The sequence below is a fragment of the Campylobacter taeniopygiae genome (assembly GCF_005406225.1).
Classification (GTDB): domain Bacteria; phylum Campylobacterota; class Campylobacteria; order Campylobacterales; family Campylobacteraceae; genus Campylobacter_D; species Campylobacter_D taeniopygiae.
Genome location: NZ_NXLY01000010.1, coordinates 57,949 through 79,329 on the forward strand (window position 1 = coordinate 57,949; position 21,381 = coordinate 79,329).

A 21,381-nucleotide genomic window follows, 5' to 3' on the forward strand; every position below is an offset into this window, starting at 1 on the left:
GAATAGCAAAAGCTATTCTTTTGGCTGTAAATCAAGTGGAGGTAAATTTTCTATATAAATACTGCGACTTGGGAAGGCAAAAGTCAAACCATTTTTTTCAATGATACGCATAAACTCAAGCATCAATTCTTGTCTAGCTTCTCTAAATTCTTTTGAATGAATTGATTTGGTATAAAAGTATAATTCTATATTGATGCTACTATCTGCAAATTCACTCAAAGCCACATAACAAGCATTTTTATAACCTTCAAGATCATTAATGGATACTAAATTTTGGCGATATTTAGTAGTGTGATCTCCGTATTTTAAAGCGCTATCGTCTTCATGGGCTACTAAAGGACTTGAATTTAAAAGTTCTTTTAAATCTTTAATACAACTGTCTAATTTTTCAGGAGTGGCATCGTATCCTACGCCAAGATACATTTTTATATGACGCCCCATACGACGTTTGCTCCAGTTTTTAATATTAGCACCCATAATAGTTGAATTAGGTAGGAAAACTAAACAATTATCAAAAGTTCTTATAGTTGTTTTTCTAAGTCCTATTTCAACAACGGTTCCTTCTATGCCTGAAACTTCAACCCAATCTCCTTGATTAAAACTATTATCAAATAATAATAAAATCGATGCAAAGAAATTAGCGATAATATCTTTAGCCGCCAAAGCAACAGCCAAACCACCAATTCCCAAAGATGCAATGATGGCTGAAATGTTAAAACCAAGTTGAGCTAAAATATAGAGTAAAGCTATAATAATAATAACAAAATATAAAATTTTAATGACTAAATTAACCACTTCTTTTTTTTCGCTTTTCTTAGCTAATTTAGATACCAAAACCACGCCATAGCCATCAAGAATTTTCAAAACAAGCCAAGCTATTAAAACAGCATAAATGATATTAAAAAGATTACTCAAACTTATACTTAAAGGTGCGGGATAAAACGCTATGGTAAGACAAAGAGAAAGTGCATAACAAATGAGTAAAATACCTACAGGCTTTTTGATATTTCCAATAAAAATAACTTTAATATCATCAGCTTCTTTTTTATTACGATAAATCAAACGCACAAGGAAAAAATAAACTATATTAGAAAAAAAGCGTCTTAAAGAAACAAAGAAAATTAAAACCAAAGCAGAAATAGTTATTTTCCCTACATTTAAAAAATCAATATTAACAAAAGCATTGATTTTATCAATCCAAATTTGAAGTCCTAAAAGAGAAAAAAGATAATTGCTTTCCAATAAATGAGCATTAGAACGCAAATATTTTAAAATTTCTATATAAGCATTAAAAGCATTATTGATCATTGCTTCTTTAGAGGCAATTTTTTCAAGCTCTTTTGGATCGGTAATTTTACTTTTATACTCATCTAAATCAATATTGATTAAATTTTGTAAATCCTCCATAGCTTTATCGACTGTAGATACTATACTTTCACTATCGGCTGCATTTTTAAAAAGTTTTTCTAATTCAAACAAAGATGAAAAGAAACTTTCAACCATATTAAAATAAACAAGATTTAAGCTTGTGTCAGTATAAACAAAAGGTTTGTTTAAACTTTTTTGTTGCAATTTTAGCAATTCTTGCTTTCTTTTTAAGAAATTTTCTATAGCTCTTTCGTCAATTTTTTGTTCGACTATCATATCAGGTATTTCAGATAATATTGTTCTTTTATCTCTTTCAAATTCTTTTAAAATACCACTATAAGAACTTGAATTTTCATCATTATTTTTTCTAAATTCTCTAATTTGATGCTCAATACCAATATATTTTTGAATCAAACCATAAACACCAGAATTTTGACTCGCATTAGTATCAATAAGCTGTAATTCATCGCCATAAAGATATAAAAGACTAAAAAAGATTAAAATTATTTTTTTCATTTATCATCTCCTATTTTGAATTAAAGTAAAGTTTTTTTCTTTAAAATTGTATTCATAAATTTCACCTGTTTCGATAATATAATACCAAGCATGAAGTTCTATTTTTCCTTGGTTTAGTGCCTCTTCAACTCCAGGATAGGTGAGAATATTTTGTAAAGAATTGACTAAATTTAATTTTTCTGTAAGCCAAGATCTCATAGCTGTATCATTTTTTGATATCGATTTTATATCTTGTTTGATAGGCTCAAGCAAAGTGAGCCATTTTTTTACATTTGGAATTTTACTCAATTCTTCATCAGAATAATAAAGTGCATTACATCCACCACAATTGCTATGTCCACACACAATAATATTTTTAATATGTAAAGAATTTAAAGCATATTCTATAGCAGAAGTGGTTGATAAAAAATCCTCCCCTATGCGATAAGGCGGAACGATATTTGCAATATTTCGGATCACAAAAAGCTCCCCTGGGCCTGTATTGGTTATTAAACTAGGGATAACTCTTGAATCAGAACATCCTATAAAAAGAGTGTGAGGATTTTGCTTATTTTTAAGACTTTCAAAAAGCTCTTTATGCTCTTTAAAATCTTGCTGCATAAATTTAATTGCACCGCTAATAAGATTTTCCATAAAATACTACCTAAAAATAAAATAAATATTTATAATTATAACAAAATCTACAACAATGTATTTTAAAATACTTAATATGAAATTTGTTTTAAAAAATAAATTGTTAAATAAATTTTGATATAATCTTATTTGTACAATTATATCAAAGGAGAATGATTATGAGTCTTTATGATAGAGACTATTCAAAATCGAGAGAATTTGAAAATACAAGAACGAGTGATCTTGGCATTTTTATCAAGCAAACATATCAGCTTTTTGCCGCATCGCTTTTGGCTGCTACAGTAGGTGCTTATGTGGGAATTTTCGCTTTAGCATCATTTTTTATTGAATCTTTGGTAACATTTTGGATTCTTTTTGCTATAGAACTAGGATTATTGTTTGCTTTGATGTATAAGAAAAAAGAAGCTCCATTAAATCTTATCTTACTTTTTGCCTTTACTTTTTGTTCAGGCTTAACACTTACGCCTTTACTTATTTCTGTTCTTGCTTTACCTGCAGGAGGAATTATCATAGCTCAAGCTTTTGCTTTAACTACTGTGGCATTTGCAGGTCTTAGTATTTTTGCTATGAATACTAAAAAAGATTTTACTGTAATGGGTAAAGCTTTATTTATAGTTCTTTTGGTTGTTATTGCAGCATCTTTACTTAACATTTTCTTACATAGCAGCGTATTTAGTTTGGTTATTTCATCAGTATCTGCAATATTATTTTCATTTTATATTCTTTATGATACTCAAAATATTATTCGCGGAAACTATGAAACTCCAATTGAAGGAGCTGTAGCACTTTATCTTGATTTTGTAAATTTATTCATTAATTTACTTAATATTCTAAGAAGTCTTAACAGATAATTTTTGCGTCGTAATGACGCAAAAATACAATAATTTCAAATCTTTTCAAGTTTTATTTCGCTAAAATATTTCAAGTTAAAATTATTTCAAAGATTAGGAAAATTTATGATTACTCTTTTAACTGTTCTACAATTTGTTATCGTTGTTATTATTTGTATAGCTGTTTTGTTACAAAAAAGTTCAAGCATAGGTCTTGGAGCTTATAGCGGAAGCAATGAAAGTCTTTTTGGCGCAAAAGGGCCTGCAAATTTTTTAGCTAAATTTACATTTATAATGGGTGTGTTTTTGATTGCTAATACCATAGGTTTAGGGTATTTATACAATCACACAAACAAAGATTCTTTAGCTGAAAAAATTAAAGTAGAAACCAATACAAGCATTCCAAGTGCTAATACAATCAATCCATCAAAAATTCCATCTATGCCGCAAAATTCATATGATACAAATGTAAGCAAATAAAAGGAAAAATATGATTAATGAAATTTTAGACAAACAAAAAAACCAAAACGATAAAAGCTTAGAAGCTTTAAAAAAAGATTTTACAACTTTAAGAACAGGCAAAGTTAATATTCATATATTAGATCATATACAAGTTGATTATTATGGTAGTTTAACGCCTTTAAATCAAGTCGCGACTGTTTTAGCTAGCGATGCCTCAACTATTAGCATCACTCCTTGGGAAAAACCTATGTTAAAAATCATAGAAAGTGCTATCGCTGCAGCAAATATCGGGGTTAATCCAAACAATGATGGGGAAAATGTTAAATTATTTTTCCCTCCAATGACTAGAGAACAAAGAGAAGAAAATGTTAAACAAGCTAAAGCTATGGGCGAAAAAGCAAAAGTTTCAATCAGAAATCATCGAAAAGATGCTAATGATGGTATTAAAAAACTAGAAAAAGATAAAGCAATTTCAGAAGATGAGGCAAAAAAAGCATATGATGAGGTGCAAAAAATTACAGATTCTTATTCTTCTAAAATTGATGAAAGCGTTAAAAATAAAGAAACAGAACTTTTAAAGGTTTAATAATGAATTTAGAAGAAATTTATAAAAACTGTCAAGCTTATTTAGAGGGTCATTTTTTATTAAGTTCTGGAAAACATTCTCAATTTTACCTTCAAAGTGCAAAAGTGCTAGAAAGTCCTGTCTTGGCTGAAAAATTATGTAAAGAATTGGCGAAAATAATTTTTGAAAATTCTATAGAATTTGACAGTGTTTGTTCTCCAGCTTTAGGAGGAATTTTAGCAGGATATGAGTTAGCTAGAGCCTGTGATAAACGTTTTATTTTCACTGAAAGAGTTAATAAAGAAATGACATTAAGACGAGGTTTTGAGGTTAAAAAAGGTGAAAAATTTATCGTTTGTGAGGATATTATTACTACAGGTGGTAGTGCTTTAGAAAGTGCAAAAATTATAGAAAGCCTCGGAGGAATTGTAGTGGGTTTTGCTGCTTTAGCAAATCGTGGGTTTTGTGCAGTAAAAAATTTAAACACTCAATCAAAAGATAACGCTAAACTTCCTAGCAATATCCCTCTTTTTACTCTAGGAAATTTTGATTTTGAAATTTATGATGAAGAAAAATGCCCACTTTGCAAACAAGGAAGCAAAGCTATTAAACCAGGGAGTCGCGGAAATTAATGAAAAAAACAAAAGCTAGAATAGCTTCGCGTTTTTTGCGATTTAAAGCTTTTGTTATTGATATTTTTCTTATTTATGTACCCATTTTATATTTAAGTTATTTTTGGTTAGGATCTAAGGATGCTTTTTTGCATAGTGGTTTTGCTACCGCTTTATGTTCCTTTCTTTTTGGTTTAATTCAGGCTTTGTTTTTACAAAGAAAAGGGCAAAGTCCTGGTTTGAAAGCTTATGATCTTTATTTGGTAGATTTTAAAAGCGGAAAAAAAATTTCTTTTTTAAAAATTATACTTAGATACATTATATTTTTCATAAGTTTTGGTTTATTGGTGGGAATATTTTTTAGTTTTATTAGAAAAGATTCTCTTAATTTACATGATATATTAACTCAAAGTTGCATCATAGAAAGGTTAAATAATAATGCATAGAAAAAGAATTTACAATCCCAATTCAAATGAAACTCTTGGAGAAAGAAAAGTTTTTGATGGAAATCCTCATGGAATTCTTAATTTTACAAAGGCAAAATATACTTGGGCTTTGAAACTTTGGGATGTTATGGAAGCAAACACTTGGTTTCCTAAAGAAGTTGATACAACCAAAGACGCTCTTGATTATCGTTGTAATTTAACTTCTGGTGAGAAAAGAATGTATGATTTAGTTTGGTCTCAACTGATTTCTATGGATAGTTTTCAAACCAATAATTTAGCAGACAATATCAATCCTTATATTACCGCACCTGAAATTAATGCAGTTTTAGCAAGACAAGCTTATGAAGAAGCTAATCATTCAAAATCTTATGCGGTTATGGTAGAGGCAATTTGTGAAAACACAGATTTAATTTATGAAATGGAAAAGCACGACGCAACTCTAAGGGAAAAGAATGATTTTATTTCCAATATTTATGAAGAATTAGCTGGTGATGTAGATGATAATAAATTATTACTTGCTATGGTGGCAAATCAAATTTTAGAAGGAATTTATTTTTATAGTGGATTTACTGCAATTTACGCCCTTGCTAGAGCTGGTAAGATGTTGGGTTCAGCACAAATGATTCGCTTTATACAAAGAGATGAAATTACGCATTTACTTTTATTTCAAAATATGATCAATTCAACACGCAAAGAAAGACCTGATCTTTTCAATGAAGCTAATATTAATAAAATTTATGAAATGTTTCAAAAAGCAGGAGAATTAGAGATTAAATGGGGTAAATATATCACTCAAAATCAAATTATGGGATTTACAGACGATATTATTGAAGAATATATCCATTATTTAATTGATCAAAGACTAATAGCGATTAATCTTGAAAAAATGTACAATGCTAAGCATCCTATTAAATGGGTTGATGATTTTTCTAAATTTAATGATCAAAAAAGTAACTTTTTTGAAAGTAAGGTAACCAACTATTCAAAAGGTAGTATTAGTTTTGATGATTTTTAACATTTAGGTAATTTATGGAGAATTTTTCTAAAAAAAGATCTAATTTAACCTTGCTTTGTGATTTTTATGAACTCACTATGATGCAAGGTTATTTTTTAAATGGATTTGAAAATAAAATTTGCTATTTTGATGTATTTTTTAGAAAAACTCCCGATAATAATCCTTTTGCTATATTTGCTGGATTGTCTGAAATTTTAGATTTTGTTGCAAATTTGCGTTTTGATACCGAAGATATCACGTATTTACGATCCAAAAACATTTTTTGTGAAGAATTTTTAAATTATTTGCTTGATTTTAAATTTAATGGAGAAATTTATTCTTTACAAGAGGGTGAAATTGTATTTCCTAATGAACCTTTGATGATTATTAAGGCTAATCCCATAGAAGCGCAGTTTTTAGAAACTTTTTTATTGTTAAATATCAATCATCAAAGCCTTATTGCCACAAAAGCAAATCGCATAGTAAGAGCAGCTAAAAATCGTCCCGTGTTTGAATTTGGATCAAGAAGAGCACATGGAAATGATGCTGCGATTAAGGGGGCTAAAGCGGCTATTATAGGTGGATGTCTTGCAAGTTCTTGCACCCTAGCAGGAAAAAAATACGATATCACTGTAAGTGGAACAATGGCACATTCTTGGGTGCAAATGTTTGATAATGAATTTAAAGCTTTTTGTTGCTATATAGAACTTTATCCTAAAAATCCTATTTTGCTTATAGATACTTATCATTATGAAAGCGGTTTAGAAAATGCGATAAAGGCTTTTAAAAAATACAATGTTAAAGAGTGTGGAGTTAGAATCGATTCTGGTAATTTAGCTTTTTTAAGTCAAAATATTCGTGATAAACTTGATCGTGAAAATTTAAAAGAGTGTAAAATCATTGTTTCAAATTCTTTAGATGAATATGAAATAGAAAAATTACAAAATTCACCCATAGACGCTTTTGGGGTGGGAGAAAGGTTAATCACTGCTTCTAGTGATCCGATATTTGGTTGTGTTTATAAACTTGTGGCCATACAAGAACTAAACGCTATAAAACCTAAAATTAAAATCAGCGAAAATAGTTCAAAAACAACCTTGCCTCATTTTAAAAAGTTTTTTAGAGTTTATAATAAAAAAACGAAAAAAGCACTCTATGATGAAATTTATATTTATGATGAAAAATTAGATGAGTTGGATAGCGATTTAGAAAGAAAAGAAATGCTTCAATGTGTTTTTAAAAACAATCAAATTCAAATAAAAAATTTAAAAGCATCGCAAATTGCATTATATACAAAAAATCAAATCGACACTTTAGAAAAAAATATACTTGATGCTAATTCTCAATATTTAATTAAAATTTCTAATAAATTACAAACTTTAAAGACTAATTTAACTCATCAAGCTGATTAGTTTTTTAGAATAATTTTGTTACAATTTTTCGTTATTTAGGAGAGAGAATGAATTTATTTGAGCAAAAAAGATGCAAAGCTATGGCTGAAGAAATTGCACAAAAAGTTTTTATCAATCATGAACTTTTTAATGCTTTTTGTCAAGTTCCCCGCGAAATTTTTTCTCCTTTAAAAGCACACGCTTATCGCTTGGATGCTTTACCTTTGGCCAATTCTCAATGGATTAGTTCACCCTTAACCGTTGCTAAAATGACTATGGCGCTTGATTTTAAAGATGCAGATAGTGTTTTAGAGGTTGGATGTGGTAGCGGGTATCAAGCTGCTATTTTAAGTCGTGTGATCCGAAGAGTTTTTACAATAGAACGCATAGAAAAGTTAGCAAAAAGTGCTTCAGAAACTTTTAGAACTTTAGGGTTTAGCAATATTAACGTTCGTTTTGATGATGGGCAGTTTGGATGGCCAAATTACGCTCCTTATGATAGAATTTTGTTTTCTGCTTATGCGACATCTATTCCAGAAATTTTGCTCGATCAGCTTGCAGATGGTGGGATATTGGTCGCTCCTATATTTCATAATGAAAAACAATATATTACTAAAATAACAAAAAATGGTCTGAAATTAAAAAAAGAAATTCTTGATGAATGCCTTTTTGTGCCTATACTTGATGGAAAAGAATAAATTATTTTATCAAAATATACAATTGCTCTTTTACATAAATAGCACGATTTTTTAAATTTCTACTTCCTCTAAAGGCATTATATTTTTGTTCAATAATATGGCATTTTCCTAGCTTTTCTAGACGCTTTGTGAAATTTTCTTTTTTTACAAAACCTTCGCAATTATAAGAGAGTAAAATAATTTTAGCCCTAAGTTTAGAAATAAGATCAAACAAAGCATCTTCAGCACTTTTAGCATTGTTATAAATACTTCGATTCCAATTCTTAGGAATTCCGCTGACTTGAGAAATTTCAACCGGTTTTTGGTAGTTTGCAATCAAATTAAGCATAAAATAATTTGATCCATAAGGATGTTGATTATAAGGTGGATCAAGATAAATCACATCTAGAAAATCCATTTCTTTAGCCAAATCATTAGCATCTTTTTGCTCTACAGAAAAAGGACAGTTAAAATTTGAAAAGATTGGAAGTTTTAAATCAATTTTACCCTTGATCCGTTTTAAGGCATTTTCTCCTTCGCCACCAAATTTGCCTATTCCGTTTTTATCTTTATAAAATCCTTTAAAAACGCCACTTGTATTAGAATGCACACTTGCTTCATACAAAAGCGGTGCGATAAAAAAATGCTTAAATTCATTTGGAATTTCTTGTTCAATTTTTTTTCTTAAAGTATCTAAATATATAGCGTTTTCTATAGTATAAAAAACTCGATCATTTTTTTGAATTTGTCTTTCATCTTTTGGGGCATATAATTCACTAATAAAACCTTTTTCAAATTCAATATTTGATAAAAGTTTTTCATAAAATAAGGATAGGCGGTTTTTTAATTCTTCGTTTTGGTTGCTAAGATAACATTTGTTGATGATTTTGGAATAATTTTCTAAATCATTAGCGAGTATAAAATTCGAATGAGCTTTAGCAAAACGGCTTACTATACCTGAACCACTAAAGATATCACAAAAGCTAAATTTATCTTTTTTGAGTTCTTTTTTGGCAAATTTAAAACCTTGTCCTAAAAAATCTAATAAAGCTCTTTTATTACCAAGATAAGTGATGATTTGTTCTTTTAAAAAGGCAGGATTTTCTTTCATAATACTCTTTTTAAAAAATATAATACCTTAAAGAAGTTTCAGCAATTTCTTTCATAATGGCAAACATTTCATCTACTTCCCATTTTTCTTCTCTAAAATACATACTCACTGGCGAAAAATAATTAATTTTAAAAGATTATATCAAATTTCTATTTCAATTTTAGCCGATTTAATATTGCTAGAAATTTATATAATTTTTTAATTTTCTTATTTAAATCGATATTAATTATTTCTTAGATTGATATTGATTTAAATTTTTGTATTAAATTAAAAACCCATTAAGATTTTTTAGGTGTTACGAGCATATTGACATAACGACCTTCAAAATTAGGTTCTTTATCGCGATTTGCTTCATTTTCTATCATAGTCCAAATTTTTTCAAGCAAGGCTATTCCTGCTTCAGGGGTAGCCATTTCTCGACCTTTTAAAAATACGCGAAATCTTACATGTTTGCCTTGAGATAAAAATTCAAGAGCGTGTTTAACTTTGTAATTGATATCATTTTGAGCGATTTTAATCGAAAGTTTAATTTCTTTTATATCGATAACTTTTTGTTTTTTCTTAGCTTCTTTTTGTTTCTTTTCTTGTTGATAACGGAATTTTCCATAATCCATAATTTTACATACAGGTGGTTTAGCATCTGGGGCTATCATAACCAAATCAAGCCCTAATCTATTAGCTATTTCTAAACCTTCATCGCTGCTAATAATGCCATAAACTTTGCCATCATCACCTATACATCTTATTTCATCCGCTCTTATTTCATCATTGAGCAATACTTCTTTTTCTTTACTCAAAAATATACCTCACTTGTTTTCTCCTTAATTAAAGTTATAAAATCATCCAAACTAAGATTTTTTTGTTCTTTAGCCCTTCTATCTCTTAAGGCAACGCTACGTTTTTCCAATTCTTCATCGCCTAAAACCAAAATCATTGGCAGTTTTTGTTTTTCTGCAATTCTGATTTTTTTATTTAAACTTTCATTTTTATCATATATTTCGCAATCAACTCCAAGTTTTAAAAGCATATCATTAATCTCTTGTGCGTAAGCGATATGATTATTTGAAATTGGTATGATGCCAACTGCTGTTGGAGCTATGGAAAATGGAAATTCTCCGGCGCAATGCTCTGTTAAAATTCCTATAAATCTTTCAAAAGAACCCAAAATAGCACGATGAAGCATAACAGGTTGTTTTTTTTCATTGTTGGTATCGGTGTATTCGAGTTTGAAACGATTTGGCAAATTAAAATCTACTTGTATGGTGCCACATTGCCATTTTCTTTTTAAAGCATCGGTGATTTTGATATCAATTTTTGGCCCATAAAAAGCTCCACCACCTTCATCAATACCATATTTTAAACCTTTTTCATCTAAGGCTTCTTTTAAAGCATTGGTTGCTATTTCCCAAATTTCAAGGTCTCCTATAGCTTTTTGAGGTCTAGTAGAAATTTCCATCTCATAAGAAAAATTAAAAAATTTCATCAATCCATCAACAAAATTTAAAATTTCTGACACTTGATCTTTGATTTGACTTGGCATACAAAAAATATGCGCATCATCTTGAGTGAATTCACGCACCCTTAAAAGTCCGTGCAAAACTCCGCTTTTTTCATGTCTATGCACAACGCCGTATTCAAAAAATTTTAAAGGTAGATCGCGATAACTTCTTACATCACTTTGATAAACTTTTATATGTCCAACGCAATTCATCGGCTTAATGCCGTATTCTTGCTCATCAATTTGTGTAAAATACATATTTTCTTTATAGTTGTCATAATGTCCGCTGATTTTCCATGCATCCGCTTTTAAAAGTTCAGGTCCTCTTACAGGTTCATATCCGCGAATTCGATGAGCTCTATAAAGCATTTGTTCTAGCTTACTTCTAAGTCTTGCGCCATTACTTAGCCAAATAGGCAAACCGCCACCTATTTCATCATCAAAAGTGAAAAGTTTTAATTCTGTGCCTAATTTTCTATGATCTCTTTTTTTAGCTTCTTCAATAATTGTTAAGTATTCTTTTAAGCTTTCTTTATCGGCAAACGCAGTTCCATAGATACGTGTTAGCATTTCTCTTTTTTCATCGCCGCCTAAATAAGCTCCAGCAACTCGAGTGAGTTTGAAAAAACGTAAAAATTTTGTGTTTGGTACATGAGGACCTCGGCATAAATCTTCAAAATCACCTTGAGTATAAATACTCACTTGCCCATCAGGAATGCGAAGCAAGACTTCTTGTTTTAAATCATCATTTTGGAATTTTTGCAAAGCTTCTTGTTTGCTTATTTCATATTTGCCAATTTCAATTTTAGATTCGGCAAGTTCTTTCATCTTTTTTTCTATTTTTACTAAATCTTCTTCATTGATTTTAGAATCAACGCGAAAATCATAATAAAAGCCATCTTCTATCACAGGGCCAACAAAAAATTTAGCCTCAGGATATAAAATTTTAATCGCTTGTGCCATTAAATGTGCGCAAGAATGGCGTATTACTTCTAAACTTTCTTTAGAATTATCAAAATAAATTTCTTTCAAATTATTTTTAGATTGAACGCTTTGTAAATCGACTATTTTTTCAGTATCTAAAAATGCAATAATTTCTTTTTCCATATTAATTTTCACCTTTAAGCTCACTAACTCTGCGAGTTTTAATTTAAATTTATAATTTTATCTTTGTCTGCCTTAATTTTTTTTAAAAATTAGTTTTATTAAATGATTTTAAAATAATATCTGAATTTAAAATTGATCTCCTGGATTTAAAATTCCACTATAATATAGATAGAAAAACAAAATTCCTAAAATAATTCTATAAATTCCAAAAGGGATAAAATCAAATTTTGTTATAAATTTTAAGAAAAACTTTATAACAAAAACAGCAACTATAAAAGCCGTGATAAATCCTATTGATAAAGGGATTAAAGAATTGGCATCGCTAAGCAAATTTGGTTCTTTATAAATTTTATACAAAGTCGCTATAATCATCGTTGGAACAGCTAATAAAAAGCTAAATTCTGCCGCACTTTTGCGATTTAAACCTAGCAATAATCCACCAATGATACTCGATCCGCTTCTTGAGGTTCCAGGGATAATCGCTAAAGCTTGGATAATCCCTATGCAAAATGCTTTTTTATAAGTTATTTCATCCAGTGAGTTAATCTTATAGATTTTATTTTTATGACATCTTTCGATAATGATAAATATGATCCCACCAATGATTAGCATGCTAACCACAATATAACCATTAAATAATTCTTTCAAATATTTTTCAGCAAAAAGTCCAATAAGACCGGTAGGAAAAAAACCAGCCGCTAATTTAAACCAAATATCAAATCCTTGGAACAAGCGTTTCCAAAAAACAAAAACAACGGCTAAAATGGATCCTAGCTGTATAATGATTAAAAAACTTCTCCAAAAATCATCCATTTTAAGCCTCAAAATCGTTCCACCTAAAATCATATGACCCGTTGAGGAGACAGGCAAAAATTCGGTTAATCCTTCAATAATCCCTAATATTAAAGCGTAAAAATTTTCCATAAATAACCTAAAATCTATTTTTTGACAATTCTTTTAATAAAATACAATATCGCAGCTATAAAAAATATAAAGGCAAATAATGTACTGTTATGAAAATTTTTGAAATTTAAAGCCAAAATATTTTCATCTCCACCCATACTAACTGAAAAAACTGTAATAGCTGCAATAATCACACCAAAGATACTTTCTCCAACAATTAATCCCGAAGCAAATAAAATTCCATTTTGCTCACATGAAGCTATTTTTTCTTCTTTTTTGGAATTGTTTTCATATTTTCTTTTTAGATAATTCATCACGCAATATTTTAAAATTCCCCCGATAATCAATGGTATATTAACATCAGGTGGCAAGTATATACCAATCCCTACAGCTAAAGGCGGTAAAGACATTTTACCCATCTTTTTTAAAATTTTATCGATGATAACAATGATCACACCTACACCCACGCCAAAAAGAATGTAATTCCATTCTATATTGTGATTAAATATTCCTTTAGCAATTGTACTCATTAAATTAGCTTGTGGTGCATTTAAAGCTAAAGAAGCATCCATATTAGCTCTTGGCATTGCACCAACAAAGCCATAAGCTTGATAAAGCAAATTTAAAACAGGAACGATGGCTAAAGCACCAAAAACACAACCTACAAGTAAAGAAACTTGTTGTTTCCAAGGAGTTGCACCCACTAAATATCCTGTTTTTAAATCTTGCAAATTATCATTAGAAATTGCTGCAGTTGCTAAAATAACACTTGTAGTAAAAATAGCTAAAGCAATAGCAAAATTTGAAAGGATTGGATCTTTAAAAAGCTCTGTTCCTAAAAGTAAAAAGATAATCGAAGATGCAATAATCCCGATTAATCCTATACCTGAAATAGGGCTTGAAGATGATCCCACAAGACCAGCCATATATCCACAAGCTGCTGCTACAAAAAAGCCTATCAATACTGCGATTAAAGTTCCAGATACCGCAAAAAGTAAGTGATAAAATACATTTAAATGCGCATCGCTAACAAAATTATAAAATGTGATAAAAAGTCCTACAACCATCAATAAAAAAAGTATAAAAATATTTTTTATTGATAAATCCGTATTTCTTGAATCACTATTATTTGTATGTGGATTTTTAACATTGCGAATAATTTCTTTAATTCCATCAAATACAGGTTTTAAAAGTTCTATCAAAGTCCAAAGTGCAGCTATAGCAATGGCTCCAGTGCCTATAAGTCTAACTTTACTACTCCAAACTTCTGAAGCAAGTTCCGCTGCATTTTTAACCCCATCAAATTCAAAGCTTGAAAGATAAGGGGTAAAAACACCCCAAGCTAAAAACATCCCAACTAGAAGTGCTATAGCTCCTGCCAATCCAACAAGATAACCCGCACCTAAAAGCGCTAAAGAATAGCCCATGGAAAATCCAAAGGCCATTTTATTCCATATAAAAGCAAAGCTACTTTCACTTGCGATCAATTTAAAACCACTACTAAAAAGACTATAAGTAGCCGCAATAACTCCACCTAAAGCAATTTCTTTAACACCTTTTTTACCCTTTTTTATTTCTTGATCTCTATTGGCCATTTTTAAAATTTCAGCTGCTGCCCTACCTTCTGGATAAGTAAGTTTGCTTTCTACGACCATAGCTCTTCTTAAAGGTATGGTAAAAAGAACTCCTAAACCTCCACCACATAAACAAATCATAAAAGTTTGCCAAAGAGGAAATTCACTCCAATACCCACATATAAAAAGTCCAGGTATAACAAAAATAACTGAAGAAAGAGTACCAGCTGCGGATGCTTGAGTTTGAACCATGTTATTTTCTAAAATATTTGAATTTTTAAACAAGCTTAAAACAGCCATGGAAATAACAACAGCAGGGATTGAGGATGAAAAAGTAAGTCCTACCTTAAGCCCTAAATATACATTTGAGGCTGTAAAGATAATGGTTAAAATACTTCCTAATAAAAGCCCTCTAAAGGTTAATTCAGGTAAAGAATGCTTTTTGTGCATAGTTTCTCCAATTTATTATATATAATAATTAAAAATGTTTTTTAGCATCGCGATAATAAAATTAAATAATTAAATTTCTATTTGTTTAAAGTTTGCGCAGATAAAAAACTATATTATAATTTTAGCATATTTTATATTTTAATAAAATTATTCTGTGTTTTTGGTTAAAACTTCACATTCACTTCACTTTATTTTTTTATCATTTCAAGAAATCAAACAAAAAAGGAGAAAATATTTATGAAAAAAATGTTCTTTTTGGCAGCTTGTTTGTCAAGTACTATTCTTTTAGCCGACAGTGTTAAGCTCGAAGGCACTATTGCTCAAGTTTATGATAACAATAAAACTTTGCTCATCGATTCTGTTTATGGCGGACAAATAGCGATTAAAGTTTTACCAAATACAGAAATTGAAATGGATGATTGTGGAATTTTTGGTACCGACAAAGAGGGAACCTTTAAGGATTTAAAACAAGGTGATTTTTTAGAAAGTAAAATTTTCTATGGTATGCCAATTTCTCCAAATGCTCCAGCTATTCCTGTGGCTAGAAAAATAGAAATTCAATGCTATAAAAAAGCCTATTAAAATTATTTTGTTTGCTTTGTCAAACAAAATAAAACTCTTTTTTAACATTTTTAAACTTTTTTTAACAAGGAATTTGTAAAATAGCTATTGAAATTTATCAAGGAAAGATATTTTGAAAAAATGGCTAATAATTCCTATTATAATAGGGTTTGTATTTATTATTCATATTTTTTACATGGGCTATATAAATGAAAATATTTTAAATAATCTTACAAATAATAAAAATTCTCATTATGAAATTACGGATTTAAATTTCAAAAAAGGCTTTTTGCACTCTAAAGCAGATTTTATCATAAAAGACAAATTCAATTTAAATTTTGAAACTAAAATCAGTATAATTTTTAACAACAACTATTTTTCAAAATATATTGCACAAGGAAATTTAAGCAATCCTTTTTATTTTTTAGATCAATATTTAAAAGATAAAGAATTGGCTAATTTTATAATAACAAGCGAGCAAAAAGGTTTCAATCTAAGACTTAAATTTCAGGATATTAATTTAAGCAATGAAGGTGGGGATACTTTGTTAAAAAATGCTTCCATTTCCATTTTAACAAATAAAAATATGCAAGCTAAAGACATTTGTTTTAAGGTGGATGAAGCACAATTTGCACAATTTTACTCAAAACTTTCTATGCAAAATTTCAATTATAAGCAACATTTTAATCATCCTGTGCCTTTGAGTGATTTATTACAACCTAAAGAGGGTGTTGAAGAATTACAATTTCACTCTTTTGCGTTTAATAACAATAAAATAGCTTCATTTTATAGCAAAAATACATTTCATTTTCAAGGTAAGGATAAATTAAAAGTTCATTTTCAAGGTAAAGCAGATGATATTGTTCTTGATATGAATTCAAAACTTTATCAAAATTTGAATTTTGATAAAATTGATTTTGATATTATTTGGGATGAAATAGCCAGAAATTCTTATGATAAATTTGATATCAATTTTATTGCCAAAGAAGGATTAAAATTTGATATTATTGATTTAACTCTTTATAAAGACAATCAAAATATAGATATTGATGGTAATGTTTTCATATCGGACAAAAATGATAAAGCTAATATTCAAATTTCTAGCACAGAAGAACCGGATAAATTATTTTCTTGGGGACAATTTTTTGGAGGATTAAATCAGTATTTTATTAAAAATAACGATTTATTTATTATGAATTTATCCTATGATAATCTTTCAAATCCTCAACTTAAGATTAATGATAATCAATTTTCTCACATAGATTTAAACTGATGAGTTTAGCGTTAGAATTTCGTCCTAAAAAATTAGATGAAATTATAGGTCAAAAAGACCTTGTTGAAATATTTAAAAAATTTATCACTATGCAAAAATTACCTCATAGTTTATTTTATGGTGTAGCAGGATGTGGAAAAACAACTTTTGCAAGAGCGATAGCAAAAGATTTTGGATTGGATTTTTATGAATTTGATGGGGGAAATTTTAAGCTTGAGGAGCTTAGAAAAATACTTGATCAATATAAAAATAGTCTTTATAAACCTTTAATTTTTATCGATGAAATTCATCGTCTTAATAAAACTCAACAAGAAATGCTACTCATCCCTATGGAGAATTATCGTTGTATTATCATAGGTGCAAGTACTGAAAATCCTTATTTTGTGCTTTGTTCTGGCATTAGAAGTCGTTCTATGCTTTTTGAGTTTAAAACATTAAAGGCTAAAGATTTAGAGATTTTATTAAAAAAAGTTCAAGAAAAACTCGGTTTTGATATCGATGATGAGGCTAAGGATTTTTTAGTTAAAAGTGCCGATGCAAGATCTATGTTAAATTTACTTGAATTTGCATTGGTTTTAGATCCTAAAAATATCAATTTAAATAATTTAAAAAAACTTAGAAATGGTGTCAATAGTGAAGGGGTTAGCCAAAAAGACACGCATTATATTTTAGCTAGTGCTATGATTAAAAGCTTACGCGGGAGCGATGTGGATGCGGCGCTTTATTACCTTGCAAGATTGATTGATGCGGGAGAGAGTGCTGATTTTTTAGCTAGGCGTTTAATTATTTTTGCAAGCGAAGATATAGGAAATGCGGATCCAAACGCGCTAAATCTAGCTGTTTCTACGCTTATAGCAGTAAAAAATATAGGTTATCCAGAGGCACGCATTATTTTGAGTCAGTGTGTGGTTTATTTAGCAAGTGCTTTAAAATCAAATTCGAGTTATAAGGCTATCAATAAGGCTTTAGATTTTGTTAAAAATAACGAGGCTTTAGATATTCCAAATTATCTTAATAACAACCATCCTGAAAGGAAAAATTATCTTTATCCTCATGATTTTGGAGGTTGGATTGAACAAAAATATTTAAGTAAAAATTTAAAATTTTATGAAAGTAAAGGGATTGGAGAAGAAAAAAAATTGTTAGAAAATTTAGCTAAAATGAAAAAACAATGATTATGTGGAAATTTATGGAACAAATGATAAAATAAACATTTATTTAAAAGGTAATTAATATGATCAATATAGGAATTTACGGCGCCAAAGGTCGTATGGGAAAACAAATTCAAGAATGCTTGGCGGATGAAAATAATGCAAAAGCAGTGATGCTTTATGATAAGGGCGATGATATTGATGAACTTTTTAAGAAAAGTGAAGTGATTATCGACTTTTCTTCACCAAAAGGCACTTGCGAACTTTTAAATTTTGCAAAAATGAATTCTAAGCCTTTAGTGATAGGAACAACGGGACTTGATGCAAAAACAATGGATTTAATGTATGATTTAAGTAAAGCAATGCCAATATTTTACGCGACTAATATGTCTTTAGGTGTTGCGGTTTTAAATCATCTTGTGAGTAAAGCAAGCGCTATGCTTGAAAATTTTAATATTGAAATTGTTGAAATGCATCATCGCCATAAAAAAGATGCGCCAAGTGGAACAGCTATGACTTTAGCGCAAAATGCAGCAAAGGCTAGAAATTTAGATCTTGAAAAAGTCAGAGTTAGTGCAAGAGATGGCATCATAGGCGAAAGAGATAAAAATGAAATAGCGGTTATGAGTTTAAGGGGTGGTGATATAGTGGGTCGTCATACTGTGGGATTTTATGAAAATGGAGAATTTTTAGAATTAAGTCACGTTGCAACCTCAAGAGCAACCTTTGCTAAGGGTGCTATTAAGATCGCAATTTGGCTTAAAAAGCAAAATCCAAAATTATATTCAATCAATGATTTTTTAGGAATTTAATATGTGTGCAGTTGTTGGAGTTATCAATTCAAAAAATGCGAGCACTTATGCATATTATGCATTATTTGCTATGCAGCATCGTGGGCAAGAAGCAAGTGGAATCAGTGTTAGTAATGGTAAAAATATCAAAACGATTAAAGCCAAAGGAGAGGTGAGTCAAATTTTCAATCCTCAAAATTTACAAACCTTACAAGGAGAAATTGCTATAGGGCACAATCGCTACTCTACAGCGGGTAATTCTAGCTTAGACGATGCGCAACCTATTGCGGCAAATTGCGCCTTAGGAGATATTGCCTTAGCGCACAATGGAAATTTAGTCAATAAAGAAGAAATTAGAAATCAATTAATCCAAGATGGAGCGATTTTTCAAACCCATATGGATACTGAAAATGTTGTTCATTTAATCGCTAGAAGTAAAAAAGAAAATTTAAAAGACAAATTTATCGAAAGTTTAAAAAGTTGCTTAGGAGCTTATTGTTTTGTTCTAGCAAGCAAAGATAAACTTTATGTGGCAAGAGATCCTTATGGAGTCCGTCCTTTGTCTTTGGGAAGATTAAAGGATGGAGGTTATATAGTTGCGAGTGAAACCTGTGCTTTTGATTTAATAGAGGCTGAATTTATACGCGATATTAAACCTGGAGAGTTAATCATTTTTACTCAAGGCAATGATCAATTTGAAAGTATAATTTTAGAAACAAAAAATCCTAGAATTTGTGCTTTTGAATATGTTTATTTTGCAAGACCTGATAGTATTATAGAAGGTAAGAGTGTTTATGAAATTCGTAAAAAAATGGGTGAAACTTTAGCTAAAAAATTTCCTCATAAAGCCGATTTTGTTGTACCTGTTCCAGATAGCGGAGTGAGTGCTGCTATAGGTTTTGCTCAATATTTAAAAATTCCTCTTGAAATGGCCATAGTAAGAAATCATTATGTAGGAAGAACTTTTATAGAGCCTACTCAAGAGCTAAGAAATTTAAAAGTCAAATTAAAACTCAATCCTATGCGTAAAGTTTTAGATGGTAAAGAAATTGTAGTGATTGATGATAGTATAGTTCGTGGAACCACTTCTAAAAAAATAGTTTCTTTACTTCGTGCCGCAGGAGCTAGCAAAATTCATCTAGCTGTTGCTTGTCCAGAAATTAAATTTCCAGATATTTATGGTATAGATACTCCAACTTTTGAAGAATTAATTAGTGCTAATAAAAACATAGAAGAAGTAAGAAAACATGTTGAAGCTGATTCTTTAACTTTTTTAAGTATAGAAGAGCTTGTTGGAAGTATTGGAAATGAGAGGCAATATTCTTTAATTAGTTTTGATGGAGATTATTTTATTAAAAATTAATTTTTATATATTTTATTGTATAATAATAAAAAAGATCGATTATTTAATAGGAGTCCTTTATGGAAAAAACAAAATCTTTTAGCGTATCGCTAAAATTAACCTTTTATGCAGGTGTTTTGATAGTTATTATATTGGCTATCACAAGTACTTTTAGTTATTTTGATTCTAAAAATAACACTTTTGAATTACTTAAAGATACTCAACTAAAAACCGTAGAAGATGTTACGATGACATTTGATAATTACGGAAAAAGCAGACGAGTTGCCATGGAGGTTTTAGCTAAAGAAGTTCAAAAAGTATTGGATAAAGGCAACGATGAAGAAATCTTTAGTTTGTTAGAATCTTTCAAAGAAGCCTTTGGCTTTAAACTTGTTTTTTTAGGTTTTGAAAATTCTGGAAGAGTGCTTTTATCAGATAAAAAAATATTGGATTCTAAATCTTTTAATTTGCAAAATGCTGGATGGTATCAACAAGCTCATGGTGCAACTAAAGCTATTGTTTATGGGCCATATAAATCAGTAACAGATGGAGTTTCTGCTTTAACCTACGCAATGCCTATTTATAAAGATGGAAAATTAATAGGAGCTGTTGGCGGGGATTATAGCTTAGAGCAATTTTCCAAAGATGTTTTAGCTTATGGGCATTCTGCAAATACTTATGCTGCAGTTTATAGTCCAGATGGTGAAATTTATTTTCATCAATATCCAGAAAGAATTCTTACAAAAAATCCACTAAGTATAAATATAGCTAATACAATCAATACTAATCCAAATTATTACCTTAACCCAAAAGAAGAAAATGCTCTTTTTGGAGCAAAAGATGATAAAGGGAATTCTTATGAAGTACTATGCAGTGCAACAATCAATCCAAAATTTAGAGTGTGTACGGTTACAGAAGATGAAACTTATACAGGAGTTGTTAAAGCGACCCTCTTCAAGCAAGCTCTTGTTGGCGTCATTGCAACCTTAATCGCCCTTATTCTAATCAGAATCCTAATCACAAAAGGTCTCTCCCCACTCACCACCATCCAAAGTGGTCTTAATGCCTTCTTTGATTTTATCAATCATAAAACAAAGAATGTCTCTACTATTAATATAAAAACCAAT

Annotated in this window: 21 protein-coding genes; 14 read left to right on the top strand and 7 right to left on the bottom strand. The window is 29.7% G+C overall.

What is annotated here, in order from left to right; genetic code table 11:
• Positions 1–12: 12 nt before the first annotated feature.
• Both CQA75_RS06135 and CQA75_RS06140 read right to left on the bottom strand, forming a co-directional pair.
• Positions 13–1,884, bottom strand: coding sequence for a mechanosensitive ion channel family protein (locus CQA75_RS06135; RefSeq protein WP_137624142.1), 1,872 nt, complete (start codon positions 1,882–1,884; stop codon positions 13–15).
• Positions 1,885–1,887: 3 nt separating this feature from the next.
• Positions 1,888–2,517: a carbonic anhydrase gene (locus tag CQA75_RS06140; protein WP_137624143.1), complete on the bottom strand. Its 630-nt coding sequence runs from the start codon at positions 2,515–2,517 to the stop codon at positions 1,888–1,890.
• Between the two features lie 158 nt (positions 2,518–2,675).
• Between CQA75_RS06140 and CQA75_RS06145 the strand changes: the two genes are divergently transcribed.
• From CQA75_RS06145 to CQA75_RS06180, 8 genes are all read left to right on the top strand, one after another.
• Positions 2,676–3,368: a Bax inhibitor-1/YccA family protein gene (locus CQA75_RS06145; protein ID WP_137624144.1), complete on the top strand. Its 693-nt coding sequence runs from the start codon at positions 2,676–2,678 to the stop codon at positions 3,366–3,368.
• Positions 3,369–3,473: 105 nt separating this feature from the next.
• Positions 3,474–3,827, top strand: coding sequence for a preprotein translocase subunit SecG (gene secG / locus CQA75_RS06150; RefSeq protein WP_137624145.1), 354 nt, complete (start codon positions 3,474–3,476; stop codon positions 3,825–3,827).
• 10 nt (positions 3,828–3,837) lie between these two features.
• A complete protein-coding gene (gene frr / locus CQA75_RS06155) occupies positions 3,838–4,395 on the top strand; it encodes a ribosome recycling factor (protein WP_137624146.1) in 558 nt (185 codons plus the stop codon).
• Positions 4,396–4,397: 2 nt separating this feature from the next.
• Positions 4,398–5,006, top strand: coding sequence for an orotate phosphoribosyltransferase (pyrE, locus tag CQA75_RS06160; protein ID WP_137624147.1), 609 nt, complete (start codon positions 4,398–4,400; stop codon positions 5,004–5,006).
• A complete protein-coding gene (locus CQA75_RS06165) occupies positions 5,006–5,431 on the top strand; it encodes an RDD family protein (RefSeq protein ID WP_137624148.1) in 426 nt (141 codons plus the stop codon). Before pyrE ends, CQA75_RS06165 begins: the two co-directional genes overlap by 1 nt.
• Positions 5,424–6,446, top strand: coding sequence for a ribonucleotide-diphosphate reductase subunit beta (locus CQA75_RS06170; RefSeq protein WP_137624149.1), 1,023 nt, complete (start codon positions 5,424–5,426; stop codon positions 6,444–6,446). Before CQA75_RS06165 ends, CQA75_RS06170 begins: the two co-directional genes overlap by 8 nt.
• A gap of 14 nt (positions 6,447–6,460) precedes the next feature.
• The gene (locus CQA75_RS06175) at positions 6,461–7,837 is read left to right on the top strand and encodes a nicotinate phosphoribosyltransferase (protein ID WP_137624150.1); all 1,377 of its coding nucleotides are present in this window, start codon (positions 6,461–6,463) and stop codon (positions 7,835–7,837) included.
• A 47-nt stretch (positions 7,838–7,884) separates the two neighbouring features.
• Entirely contained in the window at positions 7,885–8,514 is a 630-nt protein-coding gene (locus CQA75_RS06180) for a protein-L-isoaspartate(D-aspartate) O-methyltransferase (protein WP_137624151.1), read from the top strand.
• A gap of 1 nt (position 8,515) precedes the next feature.
• Here CQA75_RS06180 and CQA75_RS06185 read toward each other — a convergent pair whose 3' ends face one another.
• From CQA75_RS06185 to CQA75_RS06210, 5 genes are all read right to left on the bottom strand, one after another.
• A complete protein-coding gene (locus tag CQA75_RS06185) occupies positions 8,516–9,604 on the bottom strand; it encodes a DNA adenine methylase (protein ID WP_137624152.1) in 1,089 nt (362 codons plus the stop codon).
• Between the two features lie 278 nt (positions 9,605–9,882).
• On the bottom strand, positions 9,883–10,401 hold the full coding sequence (gene infC, locus CQA75_RS06195; RefSeq protein WP_137624153.1) for a translation initiation factor IF-3: 519 nt from the start codon (positions 10,399–10,401) through the stop codon (positions 9,883–9,885).
• Positions 10,398–12,209, bottom strand: coding sequence for a threonine--tRNA ligase (gene thrS, locus CQA75_RS06200; protein ID WP_137624154.1), 1,812 nt, complete (start codon positions 12,207–12,209; stop codon positions 10,398–10,400). Before thrS ends, infC begins: the two co-directional genes overlap by 4 nt.
• A 126-nt stretch (positions 12,210–12,335) precedes the next feature.
• The gene (locus CQA75_RS06205; protein WP_137624155.1) at positions 12,336–13,133 is read right to left on the bottom strand and encodes an undecaprenyl-diphosphate phosphatase; all 798 of its coding nucleotides are present in this window, start codon (positions 13,131–13,133) and stop codon (positions 12,336–12,338) included.
• A 14-nt stretch (positions 13,134–13,147) separates the two neighbouring features.
• Complete coding sequence (locus CQA75_RS06210) at positions 13,148–15,136, bottom strand: OPT family oligopeptide transporter (protein WP_137624156.1); 1,989 nt, start codon at positions 15,134–15,136, stop codon at positions 13,148–13,150.
• 237 nt (positions 15,137–15,373) lie between these two features.
• Here CQA75_RS06210 and CQA75_RS06215 point away from each other — a divergent pair, with 237 nt between their 5' ends.
• From CQA75_RS06215 to CQA75_RS06240, 6 genes are all read left to right on the top strand, one after another.
• The gene (locus CQA75_RS06215) at positions 15,374–15,718 is read left to right on the top strand and encodes a hypothetical protein (RefSeq protein WP_137624157.1); all 345 of its coding nucleotides are present in this window, start codon (positions 15,374–15,376) and stop codon (positions 15,716–15,718) included.
• A 112-nt stretch (positions 15,719–15,830) separates the two neighbouring features.
• On the top strand, positions 15,831–16,970 hold the full coding sequence (locus CQA75_RS06220; protein WP_137624158.1) for a DUF945 domain-containing protein: 1,140 nt from the start codon (positions 15,831–15,833) through the stop codon (positions 16,968–16,970).
• Positions 16,970–18,145: a replication-associated recombination protein A gene (locus CQA75_RS06225; protein WP_137624159.1), complete on the top strand. Its 1,176-nt coding sequence runs from the start codon at positions 16,970–16,972 to the stop codon at positions 18,143–18,145. The genes CQA75_RS06220 and CQA75_RS06225 overlap by 1 nt, the downstream gene beginning before the upstream one ends.
• A 59-nt stretch (positions 18,146–18,204) precedes the next feature.
• Positions 18,205–18,933, top strand: coding sequence for a 4-hydroxy-tetrahydrodipicolinate reductase (gene dapB / locus CQA75_RS06230; protein ID WP_137624160.1), 729 nt, complete (start codon positions 18,205–18,207; stop codon positions 18,931–18,933).
• A 1-nt stretch (position 18,934) separates the two neighbouring features.
• Positions 18,935–20,275, top strand: coding sequence for an amidophosphoribosyltransferase (gene purF / locus CQA75_RS06235; RefSeq protein WP_137624161.1), 1,341 nt, complete (start codon positions 18,935–18,937; stop codon positions 20,273–20,275).
• 59 nt (positions 20,276–20,334) lie between these two features.
• Positions 20,335–21,381 (top strand): cache domain-containing protein (locus CQA75_RS06240; RefSeq protein WP_171000089.1); only part of this gene is annotated, 1,047 nt, incomplete at its 3' end.

Coding starts and splice junctions, on each gene's coding strand:
- CQA75_RS06175 (WP_137624150.1), top strand. CDS start 6,461: ATGGAGAATTTTTCTAAAAAAAGATCTAATTTAACCTTGCTTTGTGAT.
- CQA75_RS06170 (WP_137624149.1), top strand. CDS start 5,424: ATGCATAGAAAAAGAATTTACAATCCCAATTCAAATGAAACTCTTGGA.
- frr (WP_137624146.1), top strand. CDS start 3,838: ATGATTAATGAAATTTTAGACAAACAAAAAAACCAAAACGATAAAAGC.
- CQA75_RS06165 (WP_137624148.1), top strand. CDS start 5,006: ATGAAAAAAACAAAAGCTAGAATAGCTTCGCGTTTTTTGCGATTTAAA.
- purF (WP_137624161.1), top strand. CDS start 18,935: ATGTGTGCAGTTGTTGGAGTTATCAATTCAAAAAATGCGAGCACTTAT.
- CQA75_RS06140 (WP_137624143.1), bottom strand. CDS start 2,517: ATGGAAAATCTTATTAGCGGTGCAATTAAATTTATGCAGCAAGATTTT.
- CQA75_RS06145 (WP_137624144.1), top strand. CDS start 2,676: ATGAGTCTTTATGATAGAGACTATTCAAAATCGAGAGAATTTGAAAAT.
- secG (WP_137624145.1), top strand. CDS start 3,474: ATGATTACTCTTTTAACTGTTCTACAATTTGTTATCGTTGTTATTATT.
- CQA75_RS06205 (WP_137624155.1), bottom strand. CDS start 13,133: ATGGAAAATTTTTACGCTTTAATATTAGGGATTATTGAAGGATTAACC.
- CQA75_RS06225 (WP_137624159.1), top strand. CDS start 16,970: ATGAGTTTAGCGTTAGAATTTCGTCCTAAAAAATTAGATGAAATTATA.
- dapB (WP_137624160.1), top strand. CDS start 18,205: ATGATCAATATAGGAATTTACGGCGCCAAAGGTCGTATGGGAAAACAA.
- CQA75_RS06135 (WP_137624142.1), bottom strand. CDS start 1,884: ATGAAAAAAATAATTTTAATCTTTTTTAGTCTTTTATATCTTTATGGC.
- CQA75_RS06180 (WP_137624151.1), top strand. CDS start 7,885: ATGAATTTATTTGAGCAAAAAAGATGCAAAGCTATGGCTGAAGAAATT.
- thrS (WP_137624154.1), bottom strand. CDS start 12,209: ATGGAAAAAGAAATTATTGCATTTTTAGATACTGAAAAAATAGTCGAT.
- pyrE (WP_137624147.1), top strand. CDS start 4,398: ATGAATTTAGAAGAAATTTATAAAAACTGTCAAGCTTATTTAGAGGGT.
- CQA75_RS06210 (WP_137624156.1), bottom strand. CDS start 15,136: ATGCACAAAAAGCATTCTTTACCTGAATTAACCTTTAGAGGGCTTTTA.
- CQA75_RS06215 (WP_137624157.1), top strand. CDS start 15,374: ATGAAAAAAATGTTCTTTTTGGCAGCTTGTTTGTCAAGTACTATTCTT.
- CQA75_RS06185 (WP_137624152.1), bottom strand. CDS start 9,604: ATGAAAGAAAATCCTGCCTTTTTAAAAGAACAAATCATCACTTATCTT.